Genomic DNA, 15,547 nt, shown 5'->3' with positions numbered 1-15,547 from the left:
CCTTCCTTCGCGGAAGGCGTTACATTGTATATCATCAAACTATCTGCCATCGTACTATTTATTTTATTAACGGCGTGTTTTGTCGCCATAGAGTTTTCAATCGTTAAAGCAAGGCGCTCCCGCATTAATCAGCTCATTGAGGAAGATGTAAAAGGAGCAAAAGCAGCCAAGCATGTCATTACACACCTCGATGAATATTTATCGGCATGCCAATTGGGCATCACCGTCACCGCTTTGGGAATCGGCTGGCTGGGTGAACCGACAGTCAAAGCGATGCTTCAGCCGTTATTTTTAAAGACCGGAGTTCACGAAGCGGTTGCCCAAGTCCTGTCATTGATCATCGCTTTTCTGCTGGTTACATATGTGAATGTCGTTATCGGCGAACTCGCCCCGAAAAGTTTTGCTATCCAAAAAGCCGAGCGGATTACACTTTTGTCTGCCAGACCGATGATTTTGTTTTATAAGTTAATGTTTCCGTTCATCTGGCTGCTCAATCATTCCGCCCGCCTGATTACAGCCATGTTCGGCTTGAAGCCTGCTTCCGAACATGAAATGGCTTATACGGAAGAGGAATTGCGGGTGCTCCTTGCCGAAAGCTATCGAAGCGGCATGATTAAAAAAAGCGAGCTGCATTACGTAAATAACATTTTTACATTTGATAAGCGCACTGCCAAAGAAATTATGGTGCCCCGGAATGAAATGGTGAGTCTGCCGTTAGACAGCGGATCGGGACATATGCTCCGGGACATTATCAAAACAAATAAATATACCCGGTATCCCGTAGTAAAAGGAGATAAAGATCATGTAGTCGGCATCATCAATATAAAAGAAGTTTTATTCAGATTCCTGTCAGAAGGAGCGGCGTTTACAAAACACGAACTCAGCCCTTACATCCAGCCGGCGATCCATGTGATTGAGACGATTCCGATTTATCAATTATTCGTTAAAATGCAGCGGGAACACGCCCATATGGCCATTCTCATTGATGAGTACGGCGGAACCGCGGGATTAGTAACGGCGGAAGACATCATTGAAGAGATCGTCGGCGAAATCCGCGACGAATTTGATACGGATGAAACACCTTCCGTTCAAAAGCTTGGGAAGAACCGCTATCTCCTGAACGCCAAATTGCTGATCAGCGACGTCAATGATGTACTCGGAACAGAGATTACGGCTGATCAAGTCGATACACTCGGGGGCTGGTTTCTTACTCAGCATATTGACGCGAAGCCCGGGAGCACCATTGATTTTGAAGGCTACACATTTACGGTAAAAGAAATCGACAGCCATCATATCATTACGATTGAAGCTGAAAAAGCTGAATAGCTGAGGGAGACATCCCTCCCGGCCATTCAGCTTTTTATCATCTTAATGATTCTTTTACGATAAATCCGTTTTTTGCCAGCGCTTTCGCCAGACTCTGCTCCGTTTTCACCTGAGAAAAATCGATGCCGAGCTTCACGACGGTCTGCGCGATTTCCGGCCTGATGCCTGAGATTGTCGTTTCTATGCCAAGAAGTTTTGTGCTGTCAATCACTTTAAAAATCTGATAAGCGACCATCGTATCCACAATCGGCACACCTGATATATCTAAAAATAAATAAGAAAGACGGAGTGAAGAACATTGGTCAAGCACCGATTCCAAAATCATTTTTGCCCGGTAGGTGTCAATTTCGCCGACGAGCGGCAAAATTCCAATACCGTCGGCAATCGGCATAATCGGCGCGCTTAGTTCGTTAATCATTTCTTTTTGGGCGTTTAATTGTGTAACCGTCACTTTATAATATTCCTCTGTAAATACTTCAATCATATGGTCAATTGCTTTGTTCAGCTTCTCTCCCCAATGGAATACCGCATTCGCCCCAGGCTTCTCAGACATTGTTTCACAGCACGTCTGTATGCGGTTCCAGACCAATCTCCGGAATTCTTTAAAGCTCGTGACGCTTTCATAGACCGGTATTTCATGGACGGCCCGGTCCCTTGCGAACTGAAGCGCCCATTTCGTCAGCTCCTCTTCCCCGCCGTCTTTTTCCGATAAAATGCCGGCAACGATTTCAATTAACAGACGGTGCTGCATTTCCGCTTTCTGATCATCTGTAGGCCGCCCCGATTTTGGTATGAGCAGCCACTGGCGTGTGATTTCACCTGATTCTTCAATTAAGGTTCGAGATAATGCTTCACTCAAATGTTTCACGGGTCTCCTCCATTCAAATTCCTTTGTATGTATAAATCGGCGCCGGACGCACATACTGTAATTACATCCGATGGGCTATAGCCAAGCGGTAAGGCAATGGACTTTGACTCCGTGATCGTTGGTTCGAATCCAGCTAGCCCAGTCCCGCAACCGCAAAAAACGAAGATTAGCTGATAAATTTTGATCAGCGGATCTTCGTTTTTCTCTTATGATACAGATTGATGTACCGTTTTTTTCTTCGTCAGCTTCATCAGTTCTCCCGGATTGTATCCGATAACGAGCTTATTGCGATCGATCAGAATCGGACGCCGCAGCAGTTTCGGCTTCTCAGTCAAAAGCTTCAGCACTTCATTTACAGTCATTTCTTCAATGTTCAGGTTGAGATTTTTAAATGTTTGACTTCTCGTCGCCAATATTTCATCAATTCCTTCAGTCGTTAATGATAAGATCTGCTTCAATTCATCAATTGTCGGTGTCTCCCTGAATAGATGGCGCTCTTGAAAGTCAACATTGTGGGCTTTTAACCAATGTTTCGTTTTTCGGCATGATGTGCAGCTCGGGTATGAATAAAAAATAAGTTCTTTCATTTTTAAAAATTCCTCCCTCGGATAATCCGTCTCTTTGTTAACATAAGTACCCTGAACTTTTTTTCATTAAACATATTTCAAAAAGATTTTTCGGATCTTTTTCAGAGAGCGGCATAAGATATAAAACACAGGGAAAGACATAAATTCCACAATAAATATAATCATGAAAATGTTTACATTTTGAGTGCCGATCTATTATAATAAACTTCAGATAGACTCTCGGGAGGGGATAAGGAATGAATCGCATGTTCCGGGTGTTAGGATTTTGGACGGGGATATTTGCAGTCATGTTTTTTTTAGGGGGCATGAAAGACGCTTCACTTTTGTTTTTTGGACAGACGATCTTTTTCGTATTTCTTTCTTATTTGAATCTGACTGAGCGGATGTATATTTATATTTTCGGAGCTTACTTAACCGTATTTTTCGCCGGATTTACATATTACTCTATTTTTATTATGACACCGGGCGGCGGAACCCACTGACAGAAAAAGACAGACCGATTATGGTCTGTCTTTTTTCATTTACAGTGAAAAACCATTAATAAACGGGTTTCGCTCCTGCTCTGTCTGGATATCCGTTTCCGGCCCGTGTCCGCTTAATACAAGTGTATGTCCGGGAAGCGTGAGCAGTTTTTGATGAATGGAATCAAGCAATACGTTCTGACTTCCGCCGTGTAAATCAGTGCGGCCGATGCCTCCCTGAAAGAGCACATCACCTGAAATCACCAGATCCGCGTCCTTCACATAATAAGAAACGCTTCCCGGTGAATGTCCCGGCGTAAACAATGTCTCCAAATGGAAAGGCCCGATGTCCAATATGCCGTCGCCTTCAATCAGCCGTTCGGCGGGCCGTGCCGTTACGGCGATGCCCCGCAATATGCCTGATCCGTTTAAGGAAGAGTCCTCCAGCCACTTTTCTTCATTTTTGTGAAGATATACGGGAACATCCCATCTGTCTCTTACTTCGTCAAGCGCGCCGATATGGTCAAAATGAGCGTGCGTCAGTAAGATGGCCAACGGCTTCAGATTGTTTTCTTTTATGTAATTGTTGATTTTGTCCGCTTCCCCGCCCGGATCAAAAATAAGACAGGACTGATCCTCACTGACAAGAAAATACGCGTTTGCCTGAATCGGACCGGCCGGCATTCGTCTCCATTTCACTTTCATCACCTCTTTATGTATATGCCCTTATTATGAAGGTTTTCTGCGGAAGATTCAATGAATGCGGCCGGGAAAACGCTATCGACAAACAAAATGAAAACGGTTAAAATAAAATGGAAAGATTTTCAGGTTCCAATGACAAAGGAGGAGCATCATGTTACTTGTTGTAATCTTCGGCCTTGTCGCATTATTAGCTGTATTAGGAGTCCTGCGGGCTGTCAGACAGAGAAATATCCTGGGATTTTTGTTAGCCGCCGCCACGCTGGGCGTGTTTGGCTGGTTTACCGTAATGACCGTTGTAACCAGCGGCTATCCGACTGCACATTAAAAGCCTGTATCCAATGGATACAGGCTTATTTTTTATTGCTGCAAATGTTTGCTGACACTTTTGATTTTGCTCTCCAGCGTTGTTTCTTTATCACGTCTGTCATCAATGCGGATATTTGTCGCCACTCTGTGCAGCCCTTTTTGGAACGGAGCTTCGTGAATGTCCTGAATGACTGCGAATAAGTCGCTCAGCTCACCTTCAATCAACGTGTTCATCGGCGTGAGCTGAAATTTGATTTTGCCGGCAGCTTTGTAACCCTCCAAAATGTTTTGCACATCCGCTACATACTCACTGACGCTCGGTGTTTTTGTTCCGATCGGAATGATTGTCACATCTGCAATTGCCATTTGGTTCAAACTCCTTTTTCATTTGTTATGATTGGTTCTGTCATGCCTGTTTTCAGTGAAATCAGACGGTCATACGTAAAGCCGTATAAAGCGTATTCCCCGTTCGGAGAGATCTGAATCGGCTCCATTTCCGTGTTTTTGAGCACCGTCCGCTCCCGTTCGTCTCCTAAGTCAAAGCTGATCAGATTGTAAGAGCGGCCTTCAGGCTTAAATATGTAAAACCGCTTGTGTGTCTGATCGTAATCATATTCCATCGGCGCAAAGCTCTTATACTTTTCTTGGAGAGGAAATCGGTGTGTCACGGATGCCGGCTTTTGGAAAAGGAACTCGCCGTCTCCGTCCGATTGATCCGTTTGTCTGACGGCAATCGTCATGCCCGGGCGGGAATCGGTCCAGATGACGTGATGAAGCACTCTTTTTTCTTTTTTTGTCTGCAAGTCATAAGAATATAAAGGACCCTCTTCCTCCGTTTTTCCTTGCTTAATATATTGGAATTCATCAGTGGAGGTCCAATGGACAAAAGGGGCCTGAACGGGACTCTTTTTTAAAATGCCGTTTTTCATATCGGCCGTATAGGCTGTGAAGTCCCATGTTTCAGTAAAAACGGTAATCATCATTTGATACGGGTCATACGGATTCCAAGCCGTCTCCAGCTCATAAGAGTTAAAGGCTTTGTGATAAAGTCTTTTCCCCTGCTTGTTCATAAGCACAAGCTCAGTCTGACCGCTGCTTGTCACCTGTACGAGAATCAGCTGTTTTTTCCGGCTGATCTTTACATTGACAATATGGCCCTTTGTTTCATAGAGCCGTTCGGATTTTCCGCTGAAAAGATCATATTTCATCAGCTGATGATGTGCTGTATACAGAATCGTTCTGTTATCCAGCCATCCTTCCGTTTTCTCCGCTTCCTTTTTACTGAGCGGAACGATTTTCTGTTCTGCCGATTTTGCCGAAACGCCTGTGTCTTGCTGCTGATGAGATGGTTCACAGGCCGCTAAACACAGAACGAATGCGGACAGCAGAACACAAACCAAGTATCTCACCAGCCTTCCCTCCATTCTTTTCTATTGTCCCATATTTGTTTATGTAAACAAATGAGAAATTTCACAGATGTCTCAAAAAACAAGCGACCTCCACAAAATACCTTCCGTCGCTTGATAAATATCAGCAAACTGATGAAAAGGCAAAGGGTTTTTTCCCTTCCCGAGCTCAATGGTATAGCCCTCTTTTCCATACTGCTGTATAAACCAATCCCTAAAACCGGCATGGCTGTCAATGGTTTTAACGCCTTGATAGCAGTTTCCGCTTATCGCTTCAAACTCCCGAATCATCCGGGATGATTGCTCCGGTTCACATCCTTCGTATCCCCAATAAATCTCTTCTCCCTGCGTATGAAGCGCGATCAGCCTGTCAGGCGGCTGCTCCGTTATCAGCCGGTGCATCGCCTGCGCCTCCGGTTCAGTGAGCGGCGCCGTCCCCGGAAAATCACGGTATGAAGGGGCTTTCGGTTTGCGCCTCTGTTCAATATCCCAATTGGATGGGAAATGTTTATTTAAATCCACACCGTTTATATTCGCCTTCCATTCGCGGAAATCCGGGCGGTGCTCATTTAATTGATTAAGAAATTCATTTTTTTCTGATAAATCTTCACATCCGTAAAGTACGAGATCAACACCGTCGGGATTTACGAGCGGAACGAATGACAATGATGTCCGGCTGAATATATCAAGCGCAGAGTGCCCGAAAACAGTTTTATTTTCGCATAATGCCGCGCAATATTCTTTACACCATTTAAGCGCGACCGAGGTGGTGATCCATTCATTGGCATGAAATGAGGCGTTTACATGGACTTTTCTTTCGGCCGTATCCGCACCTATTTTCAGCTCATAAAGCGGCTTTCCCAATACGGAACTGCCGATTTTACGGCACGTGACAAACGGAAAGACATCCGTTATTTTCTCAATTTCTTCATAAACCGATTGGGAGCCGTACACCTTTTCTTCCTTCACCCATTGATCAGCGGAAAGAATCCTTTCACAGTGCCGGATGTATCGCGAAAGCCCGCTCAGCGTCTCAAGCGGCGGACCCTCTGACTGCCCGCTCACGGCAAAGCCGGGACAAAACAATTCATCGTTTTCCGCCGTTTTATCAGCGGCTTTCAACAGTTTTTCATCAATTGAAAGCACCTTTGCGATATCTTTCATATGCTGTTTCAATTCAGGTTTGACACGAATTCCCGCCATGTTCATCCCCCTTTTTTAAAAACTATATGACAGGGGAGATAAAAAAAGAAAGCCGCCCGCGATATGGGCAGGCAGACTTTCTTCAGCAGTTTTGATGTTTGAGCCATTCATTTTTGGCAATCCACGCCCCGCCGATGACTCCGGCGTCATTTCCAAGTGCCGCAATCGAAATATCGGCCGCTTCCGCAGAACGCGGGAACGCGGTGATTTTGAAGGTCTCTTCCACTTTTGACCGCAGGATTTCACCCGCTTTAGAGACCCCTCCGCCGAGCACGATTTTCGTCGGGTTCATGGCGCTTGCCAGGTTTCCGAGCACGAGGCCTAAATGTTTTGCGACATAATCGACGACTTCAAGCGCTGTCTTATCCTGCTGTTTAGCCGCTTCGAACACGTCACGTGCCGTCAGATCATCCACTTGTAAGAGCGAAGAGTCGGAAACCGCTGCAAGCTTTTCTTTCGCGATGCGGACGATGCCTGTTGCGGACGCAATCGTTTCGATGCAGCCGGATTTTCCGCAGTTGCACGGAGCTCCTCCTTCCGGAATACTGCAAATATGACCGATTTCTCCGCCGGCCCCGTTTTTACCGTGAACGATTTCTCCGTTGACGATGATGCCTCCGCCGACTCCGGTTCCGAGCGTCACTAAAATGACATCTTTGGCCCCGTCACCTGCACCCTTCCACATTTCTCCGAGCGCCGCGATATTGGCATCGTTTTCAATGACGGCCGGAATACCCGTTTCCGCCTCGAGATGGTCTTTCAGCGGATAGTTTTTCCACCCCATATTTGTCGTCTCATAGACCATTCCCGTCGCCATTTCCACGGGTCCGGGCGCTCCCATTCCGATCCATTTTACGATCCGTTTCGGCTTGTTCAGTTCTTCCAGCTTCTGGTCAAGCGCTTTGGCGATCGTGACCGTAATTGTGTTTCCTGATTTATCGGTCGGAACTTCCCATTTATGCTGAATTTCACCGTACATGTTGATGAAGGCCAGCTTGATGGTTGTTCCGCCAAGATCAATCCCCGCAAACCATGTATCTTCCATAATAATCTCCTTTTCTTATTAAAATCCTGCTGTGTTATCTGCCTTTGATCCGCTCCGATTCTCTCTGAAGAACTCCGGCGGCTTTTTGCCATAATTCTCTTTCAATCACGTTTGACAAGTACATTTCCTTTAATTCATCTTTCATAAAGTCAATTTCGGCTTGTCTGTCACCGAAATAAACGATATGTCCGAATGACTTAAACAGCTGCTGCACGTCATAAAATGAATTCATCTTCTTCACCATTTCTACTCTTCTTAGTATAAGCGTATTTCATCACTGATCCGGGCGTCAAGCAAAAAACGATTGGAGAAAATATCCTTGTATTATTTTCATAAATTGTATATTCAAAATTGTAAAAAAACACTCATTTATGCGTTTTTCTGTTACAATACTTTCGTGCCCAAAAGCACAAAAGGATTAAAGTTTGATGGGGTGTTGTTTTGAAACAAGAAAAAAGGCTGACGTTCATCTCAGCCATCAGTTTATTTGTCTTGATGTTAGCAGTCATTATTTCCTGCCTGTTTTTCTTTCATACAGAGCCGCATATGCCGCTGTTCTTTTGCGTCATTATTCTGTCTCTGGCAGGTTTGTGGCTCGGTTTCTCGTGGGACAGTCTTGAAAAAGGAATTGTCAGCGGATTGAAAAACGGTGTGCAGCCGATTATCGTGCTGGCTTTGATCGGTGTACTGATCGGCGCCTGGATGTACAGCGGCGCCATTCCCACCGTCACTGTTTACGCTTTGTCAATTATACAGCCGAGTCAGCTGCTTTTGACCGCATTATTTTCCTGCATGATTATCAGCACGCTTGTCGGCTCAAGTCTGACAACTGTCAGTACAATCGGCGTCGCGCTGTTAGGGGTAGCAAGCGCGGCGGGAGTTCCGCTCGAATGGACGGCGGGAGCAGTCATTTGCGGGGCTTGTTTCGGTGATAAAATGTCACCGATGTCCGACACGACGAATTTTGCCGCCGGAATCGGCGAAATTCCGATTTTTAAGCATATTCGCCATATGATGGGCACTACCGTTCCGGCACTGCTGATCACGATTGTTCTTTTTTATATTCTCGGTTCATCGGTTTCAATAAATGCCGCTTCAACGCAAAATATTGAGGCGGTCATTTCCGGAATAAAAGAGGCCGTTCACGTTACGCCTTGGTCGCTTCTTTCACCTCTGTTGGTGATCATTTTAGCTGTGAGACGGGTTTCCGTGATTCCGGTGCTTACCGCCGGTATTATTTCCGCAGGGCTTCTGACTGCTGTTTTTATTCCTGACAGCAGCATTCAAGGATTTATATCCGCCCTGCAAAGCGGGACGGCGTTTAAAACCGGCGACCAGGCTGTGGCCAGCATTATCAACAGAGGCGGGCTCCAATCGATGATGGGATCAGTCTCTCTGATCATGATCGCCTTTGCGCTCGGCGGCCTGATGGAAAAAACGGGCCTGATCGCGGCGCTGCTTCAAGGATTGATAAAAGGCGTGCATACGAAAGGACGTCTTGTCATGGCGACCGTCTTCTCAAGTATAGGCGTAAACCTTGCGACAGGTGAGCAGTATTTGTCGATCTTAATTCCGGGCCAATCTTATAAACCTTTATATGACAAGCTCAGCATTAAGCGGATTCACCTTGCGCGGTCGCTTGAGGACGGCGGAACATTGATCAACCCGCTGATTCCCTGGGGAGTAAGCGGCGCTTTTATGGCAAGCGCATTAGGGGTTTCCGTCATCGACTACCTGCCGTTTACCTTTTTCCTGTACATTTCTCCTATGATCTCAATTCTGCTCGGTTTCCTGAAAAAAAGCTGACAATACGAGAAAACCTGCCGTTTTTTACCGGCAGGTTTTCTTATGCAAAAAATCCCGCTGAAAAACGGGATTTGTTTAAAATGCCTGCTGAATGAATTTGTTTCTGATAAACGGTATTTTTAAAAAGAAATGAATGAATGACCGTCTGATCCCCGGCTGGCTGAGCACGCTGTTCATCAGACGGTAGCGGTTTTGGTAAACGGCTAAAACAGATACGGCGCATAATGAGTAGATCAACATTTTTTTCATCTTATCCCTCCTGCCCCTATCGTTTGTCAAACAGCGAGAATTATTCCGGTGCAAGAAGTTTTTTATGCGATTAAGCGATGGTTTCAGATTCAGTCACGATCATATCGACCGGAATATCGTGGGGCATGCGGGGAATGCGGTCTGTCAGCTGGCAGTCAAAGAGAAGCGACACGGTACGGCCTTTATAACCGGAGAGGTACCGATCATAATATCCTCCGCCGTATCCGATTCTGAAGCCTTCCCGGTCAAAAGCCACGCCGGGCACAATCACAAGGTCAATGTCTTTTTGGGCGGCTTTTTCCGTCAGGCTCTCGATCGGTTCACTGAGGCCCGCATATACGGTTTCCAGCTGATCATACGCAGAAAATGTACGGAACTCCATCGCTCCCGTCTGCGGAAAGCATTTTGGGATACAGACTTGTTTTTTCTCTTTCCAGGCCTGTTCAATAATCGGCCGTGTCGGAATTTCCAGGCGTGTCGAGATGGTAACGGCGATCACGCGGGCCTGTTTCCATTCTTTTAAAGAAAACAGCGTTTCACGCATGCTGCGGCATTTTTTCTCCCATTCACTTTCTGTCATGTCAGAAAGCTTTGCTTTTATATCGGTTCTGATTTGTGCTTTCACGTTTGTCAAACCTCCCTGAAAGACAAAAAAGCCAGAACTTTATTGAAAGCTCCAGCTTTTTCCGCTGTTTTAAACAGCTTATTTTGTTTCACGGTGTAACGTAGATTTTTTATCACGTGGGCAATATTTTTTAAATTCAACGCGGTCCGGATTGTTGCGTTTGTTCTTTTTAGAAATATAGTTACGCTCACCACATTCAGTGCAAGCCAAAGTAATATTAACGCGCATTATTTTCCCTCCAAACTAAATATCATTTACTTATTCAGACTTATATATAATACCACTATAATGGACGGAATGCTAGAGTGATTTACATGAAATGTTGTTTAAGTGCAGAAAACATCAGTTTACGCTTCTGATCCTCTGAATGAGCCTGCGTCAGATGAAGGGAAAATATGACGAAACAGGACAAAAAAGGACTTTCTGATACGAAATCTATAGAGAAATAACCGTTTGCTCCCCGAATAAAAAAGATTTCCCGACAAAATTCCGTTTTTTTCTCTATTTCCTTTAGAATGGCGGCGTTTTATGGTATAAAAAAGAAGGGCAAATTAATAATAGAAGGTGATGAAACGTGGAAATTGCTATTATTGCGTTGTTTATCGTCAGTATAGCGCTTATTGCATTCTCATATTCTCAAAGAGATCCGATGAAAGACGTGGAACAGGAGCTTGAAACGCTTCAGCTTTCCGCCATGCAGGAAATTTACAAGTTGAAAAAGAAAATGACGGTGCTTGAAGAAGAATTGCTGGAAACCAACCTCGTGATCCGCAAAGCCAAAAGCAGCGGCATTAACCAAAAAATCGCCAAACAAATCATTTCAAAATATAACAACGGAATGTCTGCGGAAGCCATCGCAAAAGCGGAGCACGTGTCTGTCGAGGACGTCAATACCATTATTAAAGATAATGAGAAGGTGCTCGTATGACAAAACGGGGCATTCAGGCTTTTGCAGCAGGCATGATTTTAGCGACGGCCGTTCTCGCCGCTGTCTTCTATTTGACTGACCATGACCAGGCAGCCGCCGTTAAAACCGAAAAAACAGCATTGACAGAAAAAGAAGTAAACAGCTACCTCGACGATCAGCAAAAAGTCTCCGTCAACCGGGATGACTATCAAAAACTTCTTGATTCTAAAGAAAAATCGTTAAACAACGACCAAAACACAGACGACAAAAAGAAAAAAGTAACATACAAACTGACGATTAAAAACGGAATGAGCACTGCTGATGTGTCATCCATTCTTGAAAAAGAAGGGATTATTCCTTCAGCGAAGGACTTTAATGATTACGTCATTGACGCAGGCTACCATAAAGAAATCCGCGCCGGCCATTTCAAAGTCGACTCAGATATGAGCTTTAAAAAAATCGTCAAAACATTAACCCGCTAAAAAAGCTTGCAGGCATCATCCATTCAGATGGATACGGCCGGCAGGCTTTTTTAATAAGCAATATAAAACGGACCCGGTCAATGGCCGGGCCCGTTTTTTTCATCCGAATTTTCCGGTGATATAATCATGTGTTTTTTGATGATCCGGCTGAGAAAATATTTTGTCCGTATCCCCCCACTCTACCAGTTCGCCCATATAGAAAAACGCGGTTTGATCAGAGACCCTCGCAGCCTGCTGCATGTTGTGCGTCACAATGACGATTGTATACTTTTCTTTCAATGTCAAAATCAGCTCTTCTATTTTCCGTGTGGATACGGGGTCGAGAGCGGACGTCGGTTCATCCATCAGAAGGACGTCCGGTTTGGTGGCGAGCGCCCTTGCGATGCACAGCCGCTGCTGCTGACCGCCTGACAGTGAAAGCGCCTGCTGGTGAAGGCGATCTTTCACTTCATCCCAGAGCGCAGCTGCCTTTAAAGATTCCTCGGCGATTTCAAGCAGTTTCTTTTTATTTTTTTCGCCGTGAATTCTCGGACCGTACACGACATTCTCAAATATTGACTGCGGAAACGGATTTCCTTTTTGAAACACCATACCGATTTGTTTTCTTAATTCTGCCGCATCCGTCTTTTCTTTCAGCAGATTGCGTCCGTTATAGATCATGTCGCCTGTCACTTTGACATTCGGAGCCATTTGCAGCATTAAGTTTAATGTTTTAATAAAAGTGGATTTCCCGCAACCGGACGGACCGATGATCGCAGTTACCTTCCGCTCCTCAAAACCGATCGTAATGTCTTTTAAAGCCTGATGGGCTCCGTACCATACGTTCATGCCGTGAATATCAAATAAATTCTGTGTGTGCACCGCTTCCTTCACAAGGCTCACAGTCCTTCCCCCTATCCGAACTTTCCGTTAATGTAGTCATCTGTCTTTTGCGCTTTAGGACTCGTAAAAATTTGTTCTGTCTGCCCGTATTCCACCACTTCCCCGTTTAAAAAGAAAGCCGTTCGGTCAGACACCCTCAGCGCCTGCTGCATGTTATGCGTAACGATAATAATCGAATAATCTTTTTTCAGTTCTGTCAAAAGCGTCTCGATTCTGGCGTTTGAAATAGGGTCCAGAGCTGATGCCGGTTCATCTAAAAGAAGCACGGCAGGTTTCATCGCAAGCGTACGGGCGATGCAAAGGCGCTGCTGCTGGCCGCCTGATAACGAAAGAGCCGATGAATGAAGCCGGTCTTTGACTTCATCCCAAAGCGCAGCCTTCGTTAAGCTTTCCTCGACCGCATCATCCAAAACGGCTTTCCTGCGTTCACCCGCATACTTCAGCGCATGTGTGATGTTATTGTAAATGGATTTCGGGAACGGATTCGGTTTTTGAAACACCATACCGATCTCCCGTCTGAGAGACACGACATTAATCGCTTCTCCCAAAATATTCAGCCCTTCATAAAGGATCTCTCCCTCGCTTCTTGCCGAAGGAATGGCATCGTTCATTCTGTTAATCTGTCTCAAAAATGTTGATTTCCCGCAGCCGGACGGACCGATCAGAGCCGTCACCGCATGTTTTTCAATATCCATGTTTACATCTTTAACCGCTTGTTTGTCACCGTAATAAATTGATAAATGCTTCACTTCCAAAATTGAAGACTCCGGCGAACGCTTTGTCTGTTCCGCATGTTCCCTGATGATGTGATCAATCATGTTTTCGCCTCTTTCCGATTAATTTGCCGTAAGCTTTTTATAAATGACAGATCCGAGCCATCTTGCACAAAGGTTAAACAAGAGCACCGAAATCACCAGCACCACCGAACCGCCGTTTGCAATCGCTTCGGCGTCAGGGATGATTCCCTGCGTATTGACACTCCATATATGAACCGCCAGCGTCTCAGCCGGCCTGAAAATGTTGAAAGGAGATGATTCAGAAAACGGGTTCAAATCCGTAAAATTCAGCCGCGGCGTTGTCAGCCCCGCTGTAAATAACAATGCGGCCGCTTCTCCGAATACTCTTCCTGATGCGAGAATGGCTCCGGTTAAAATCGAAGGAATCGCACTCGGAATCAGCACCGTTTTGACGGTATGCCATCTCGATACACCTAAAGCGAGAGAAGCTTCTTTCAGCTCCTTAGGAACTGCAGTGAGCGCGCCTTCTGTCACCCGGACCATAACGGGAAGGTTAAAGACGGTTAATGCGAGCGCGCCTCCGATAATCGTGTAGCCCCATCCGGTCAGGTTGACAAACATCAGCATGCCGAACATCCCGATGACAATGGACGGAAGCGAAGACAGCACCTCAATACACGTTCTGATAAAATCAGTGATTTTATTTTGGGGCGCATATTCAGCCATAAAAACGCCGCCCCCCACACCAAGCGGTATCGTGATCAGCATGGTGATAAACAGAATGTAAAAGGAGTTAAAAAGCTGATCCCGTATTCCGCCGCCTGACGCAATGGCGCTCGATTTTGACGTAAGAAAATGCAAGGAGATTTCAGAGACGCCGTGAATAAGAATGTACAAAAACAATCCTGCCAAAATCGCCGCGATTACAGCGGCGCATAACCCGAATACACCGGTGGCCAATTTATCCGTTATTTTCCGGTTCATTACACTTTCCTCCTAGATGACAAGTAGCGTATGAGCAATATAAACAGAAACGACATGATGAGAAGAACGAGCCCCATAGACCATAACGTATTATTTTCAATACTGCCGTATGTGGTATGGCCCATGTTTAACGTAATAATCGTCGTTAATGTTCCCGCCGTATCAAGCAGGCTTTCCGGCAGAAGCTTTGTATTTCCGATAACCATCTGTACGGCGAGTGCTTCTCCGAACGCTCTTGCCATCCCGAGCACGACAGCGGTCAGCAATGTCGGAAACGCCGCCGGGATAAGCACCTTTCTGATTGTCTGCCACCTCGTCGCACCAAGCGCATATGAACCGTCGCGAAGGTGTTTCGGAAGTGACGCAAGCGCATCAGCGGAAATCGATGTAACAGTCGGCAGAATCATTACCGAGAGTACGATCGTCCCCGCCAGAAGGCTGTGACCCGTTCCGCTTGATTTAAAAGAGCCGATAAACGGAACCAATACTGTAAGACCTATGAATCCATAAACGACGGACGGAATGCCGACAAGCAGCTCAATTACCGGCTGCAGCACCTTTTTTCCCCAAGTCGGCGCAATTTCCGTCATAAACACGGCACCCGCAATACCGAGGGGCGCTGCGATCAGAGCAGACAGAACGGTGACCGCAAATGATCCGAAAATAAAAGGCAGCGCGCCGAACTCAGGTTTTGCCTGGGTTGGATTCCAATTCAGACTTGTTAAGAACTCAATCGGGCTTACACCATTTACAAAAAAAGATTGCAGCCCCTTTATGCCGAGAAAAATTGTGATCGCCGCTGATGCCGCAATGATAATCGCGGCACACACAGACACAATCACCCTTCCGCGGACTTCATCCAATTGCCTGTTTTGTTTTGAGCTTATTAAGCGTTCGCTTACAGACTCTTTTTCTCTGTGATTTATCATTTGTTTACACTCCTATAAAGAAGAAGAGGCGGGGAGCCCGCC

General features: G+C 45.7%; 21 protein-coding genes and 1 tRNA gene. 7 read left to right on the top strand and 15 right to left on the bottom strand.

Annotated features, from left to right (window positions below; all coding sequences use genetic code 11):
• The first annotated feature begins 24 nt into the window (after nt 1–24).
• Nucleotides 25–1,326, top strand: a complete 1,302-nt coding sequence (locus tag K3G25_RS05925) for a hemolysin family protein (protein WP_012117986.1) — start codon at nt 25–27, stop codon at nt 1,324–1,326.
• A 37-nt stretch (nt 1,327–1,363) separates the two neighbouring features.
• Here K3G25_RS05925 and K3G25_RS05920 read toward each other — a convergent pair whose 3' ends face one another.
• Entirely contained in the window at nt 1,364–2,194 is an 831-nt protein-coding gene (locus K3G25_RS05920) for an STAS domain-containing protein (RefSeq protein ID WP_039254482.1), read from the bottom strand.
• Nucleotides 2,195–2,265: 71 nt separating this feature from the next.
• Here K3G25_RS05920 and K3G25_RS05915 point away from each other — a divergent pair.
• Nucleotides 2,266–2,336, top strand: a tRNA-Gln gene (locus K3G25_RS05915).
• Between the two features lie 64 nt (nt 2,337–2,400).
• Here K3G25_RS05915 and K3G25_RS05910 read toward each other — a convergent pair.
• Nucleotides 2,401–2,781 (bottom strand): Spx/MgsR family RNA polymerase-binding regulatory protein, encoded by a 381-nt coding sequence (locus tag K3G25_RS05910; RefSeq protein ID WP_003153079.1) that lies wholly within the window; start codon nt 2,779–2,781, stop codon nt 2,401–2,403.
• 236 nt (nt 2,782–3,017) lie between these two features.
• On the opposite strand from K3G25_RS05910, the gene K3G25_RS05905 reads away from it, so the two are divergent.
• Nucleotides 3,018–3,263, top strand: a complete 246-nt coding sequence (locus K3G25_RS05905) for a DUF2626 domain-containing protein (RefSeq protein ID WP_003153078.1) — start codon at nt 3,018–3,020, stop codon at nt 3,261–3,263.
• A gap of 39 nt (nt 3,264–3,302) precedes the next feature.
• On the opposite strand, the gene K3G25_RS05900 is transcribed toward K3G25_RS05905, so the two are convergent.
• Nucleotides 3,303–3,941, bottom strand: a complete 639-nt coding sequence (locus K3G25_RS05900) for an MBL fold metallo-hydrolase (RefSeq protein WP_017418145.1) — start codon at nt 3,939–3,941, stop codon at nt 3,303–3,305.
• 154 nt (nt 3,942–4,095) lie between these two features.
• Between K3G25_RS05900 and K3G25_RS05895 the strand changes: the two genes are divergently transcribed.
• Entirely contained in the window at nt 4,096–4,269 is a 174-nt protein-coding gene (locus K3G25_RS05895) for a DUF2759 domain-containing protein (RefSeq protein WP_003153076.1), read from the top strand.
• 32 nt (nt 4,270–4,301) lie between these two features.
• On the opposite strand, the gene K3G25_RS05890 is transcribed toward K3G25_RS05895, so the two are convergent.
• The 5 genes from K3G25_RS05890 to K3G25_RS05870 all read right to left on the bottom strand — a co-directional run bounded on the left by K3G25_RS05890 (nt 4,302) and on the right by K3G25_RS05870 (nt 8,148).
• Nucleotides 4,302–4,616, bottom strand: coding sequence for an MTH1187 family thiamine-binding protein (locus tag K3G25_RS05890; protein ID WP_003153073.1), 315 nt, complete (start codon nt 4,614–4,616; stop codon nt 4,302–4,304).
• Nucleotides 4,617–4,621: 5 nt separating this feature from the next.
• Nucleotides 4,622–5,659, bottom strand: a complete 1,038-nt coding sequence (locus K3G25_RS05885) for a YqgU-like beta propeller domain-containing protein (protein WP_154817567.1) — start codon at nt 5,657–5,659, stop codon at nt 4,622–4,624.
• Nucleotides 5,660–5,731: 72 nt separating this feature from the next.
• Nucleotides 5,732–6,859, bottom strand: a complete 1,128-nt coding sequence (locus K3G25_RS05880; RefSeq protein WP_154817568.1) for a M14 family metallopeptidase — start codon at nt 6,857–6,859, stop codon at nt 5,732–5,734.
• Nucleotides 6,860–6,941: 82 nt separating this feature from the next.
• On the bottom strand, nt 6,942–7,904 hold the full coding sequence (gene glcK, locus K3G25_RS05875; protein WP_014418385.1) for a glucose kinase GlcK: 963 nt from the start codon (nt 7,902–7,904) through the stop codon (nt 6,942–6,944).
• Nucleotides 7,905–7,938: 34 nt separating this feature from the next.
• Nucleotides 7,939–8,148 carry a YqgQ family protein gene (locus K3G25_RS05870; RefSeq protein WP_007408313.1) on the bottom strand — a complete coding sequence of 70 codons (210 nt, stop codon included), beginning with the start codon at nt 8,146–8,148 and terminating at the stop codon, nt 7,939–7,941.
• Between the two features lie 197 nt (nt 8,149–8,345).
• Between K3G25_RS05870 and nhaC the strand changes: the two genes are divergently transcribed.
• Nucleotides 8,346–9,710: a Na+/H+ antiporter NhaC gene (gene nhaC, locus K3G25_RS05865; protein WP_021494320.1), complete on the top strand. Its 1,365-nt coding sequence runs from the start codon at nt 8,346–8,348 to the stop codon at nt 9,708–9,710.
• A 75-nt stretch (nt 9,711–9,785) separates the two neighbouring features.
• Here nhaC and K3G25_RS05860 read toward each other — a convergent pair whose 3' ends face one another.
• The 3 genes from K3G25_RS05860 to rpmG all read right to left on the bottom strand — a co-directional run bounded on the left by K3G25_RS05860 (nt 9,786) and on the right by rpmG (nt 10,812).
• Nucleotides 9,786–9,959 (bottom strand): hypothetical protein, encoded by a 174-nt coding sequence (locus K3G25_RS05860; RefSeq protein WP_094296041.1) that lies wholly within the window; start codon nt 9,957–9,959, stop codon nt 9,786–9,788.
• A gap of 70 nt (nt 9,960–10,029) precedes the next feature.
• Nucleotides 10,030–10,584, bottom strand: coding sequence for a 5-formyltetrahydrofolate cyclo-ligase (locus tag K3G25_RS05855; protein ID WP_017418150.1), 555 nt, complete (start codon nt 10,582–10,584; stop codon nt 10,030–10,032).
• Between the two features lie 78 nt (nt 10,585–10,662).
• Entirely contained in the window at nt 10,663–10,812 is a 150-nt protein-coding gene (gene rpmG, locus K3G25_RS05850; RefSeq protein WP_003153056.1) for a 50S ribosomal protein L33, read from the bottom strand.
• A gap of 346 nt (nt 10,813–11,158) precedes the next feature.
• Between rpmG and K3G25_RS05845 the strand changes: the two genes are divergently transcribed.
• Together K3G25_RS05845 and K3G25_RS05840 are read left to right on the top strand one after the other, a co-directional pair.
• Entirely contained in the window at nt 11,159–11,512 is a 354-nt protein-coding gene (locus K3G25_RS05845; RefSeq protein WP_003153047.1) for a hypothetical protein, read from the top strand.
• Complete coding sequence (locus K3G25_RS05840; RefSeq protein ID WP_022552954.1) at nt 11,509–11,973, top strand: endolytic transglycosylase MltG; 465 nt, start codon at nt 11,509–11,511, stop codon at nt 11,971–11,973. The genes K3G25_RS05845 and K3G25_RS05840 overlap by 4 nt, the downstream gene beginning before the upstream one ends.
• A gap of 99 nt (nt 11,974–12,072) precedes the next feature.
• Here K3G25_RS05840 and pstB (K3G25_RS05835) read toward each other — a convergent pair whose 3' ends face one another.
• Genes pstB (K3G25_RS05835) through pstC form a run of 4 tightly spaced genes read right to left on the bottom strand, consistent with a single transcriptional unit; the run spans nt 12,073 to nt 15,505 of the window.
• Nucleotides 12,073–12,855 (bottom strand): phosphate ABC transporter ATP-binding protein PstB, encoded by a 783-nt coding sequence (pstB, locus tag K3G25_RS05835; RefSeq protein WP_038461533.1) that lies wholly within the window; start codon nt 12,853–12,855, stop codon nt 12,073–12,075.
• Between the two features lie 11 nt (nt 12,856–12,866).
• The gene (pstB, locus tag K3G25_RS05830) at nt 12,867–13,673 is read right to left on the bottom strand and encodes a phosphate ABC transporter ATP-binding protein PstB (protein WP_014418390.1); all 807 of its coding nucleotides are present in this window, start codon (nt 13,671–13,673) and stop codon (nt 12,867–12,869) included.
• A gap of 18 nt (nt 13,674–13,691) precedes the next feature.
• The gene (gene pstA / locus K3G25_RS05825; RefSeq protein ID WP_232489626.1) at nt 13,692–14,576 is read right to left on the bottom strand and encodes a phosphate ABC transporter permease PstA; all 885 of its coding nucleotides are present in this window, start codon (nt 14,574–14,576) and stop codon (nt 13,692–13,694) included.
• Nucleotides 14,576–15,505: a phosphate ABC transporter permease subunit PstC gene (gene pstC / locus K3G25_RS05820; RefSeq protein ID WP_007612605.1), complete on the bottom strand. Its 930-nt coding sequence runs from the start codon at nt 15,503–15,505 to the stop codon at nt 14,576–14,578. Before pstC ends, pstA begins: the two co-directional genes overlap by 1 nt.
• Nucleotides 15,506–15,547: the final 42 nt, after the last annotated feature.

The sequence above is a fragment of the Bacillus sp. FCW2 genome (genome assembly GCF_021228595.1).
Taxonomy (GTDB): Bacteria; Bacillota; Bacilli; order Bacillales; family Bacillaceae; genus Bacillus; species Bacillus velezensis.
Note: the sequence above shows the minus strand (reverse complement) of the source record. Positions and strands in the feature narration are given on the sequence as shown.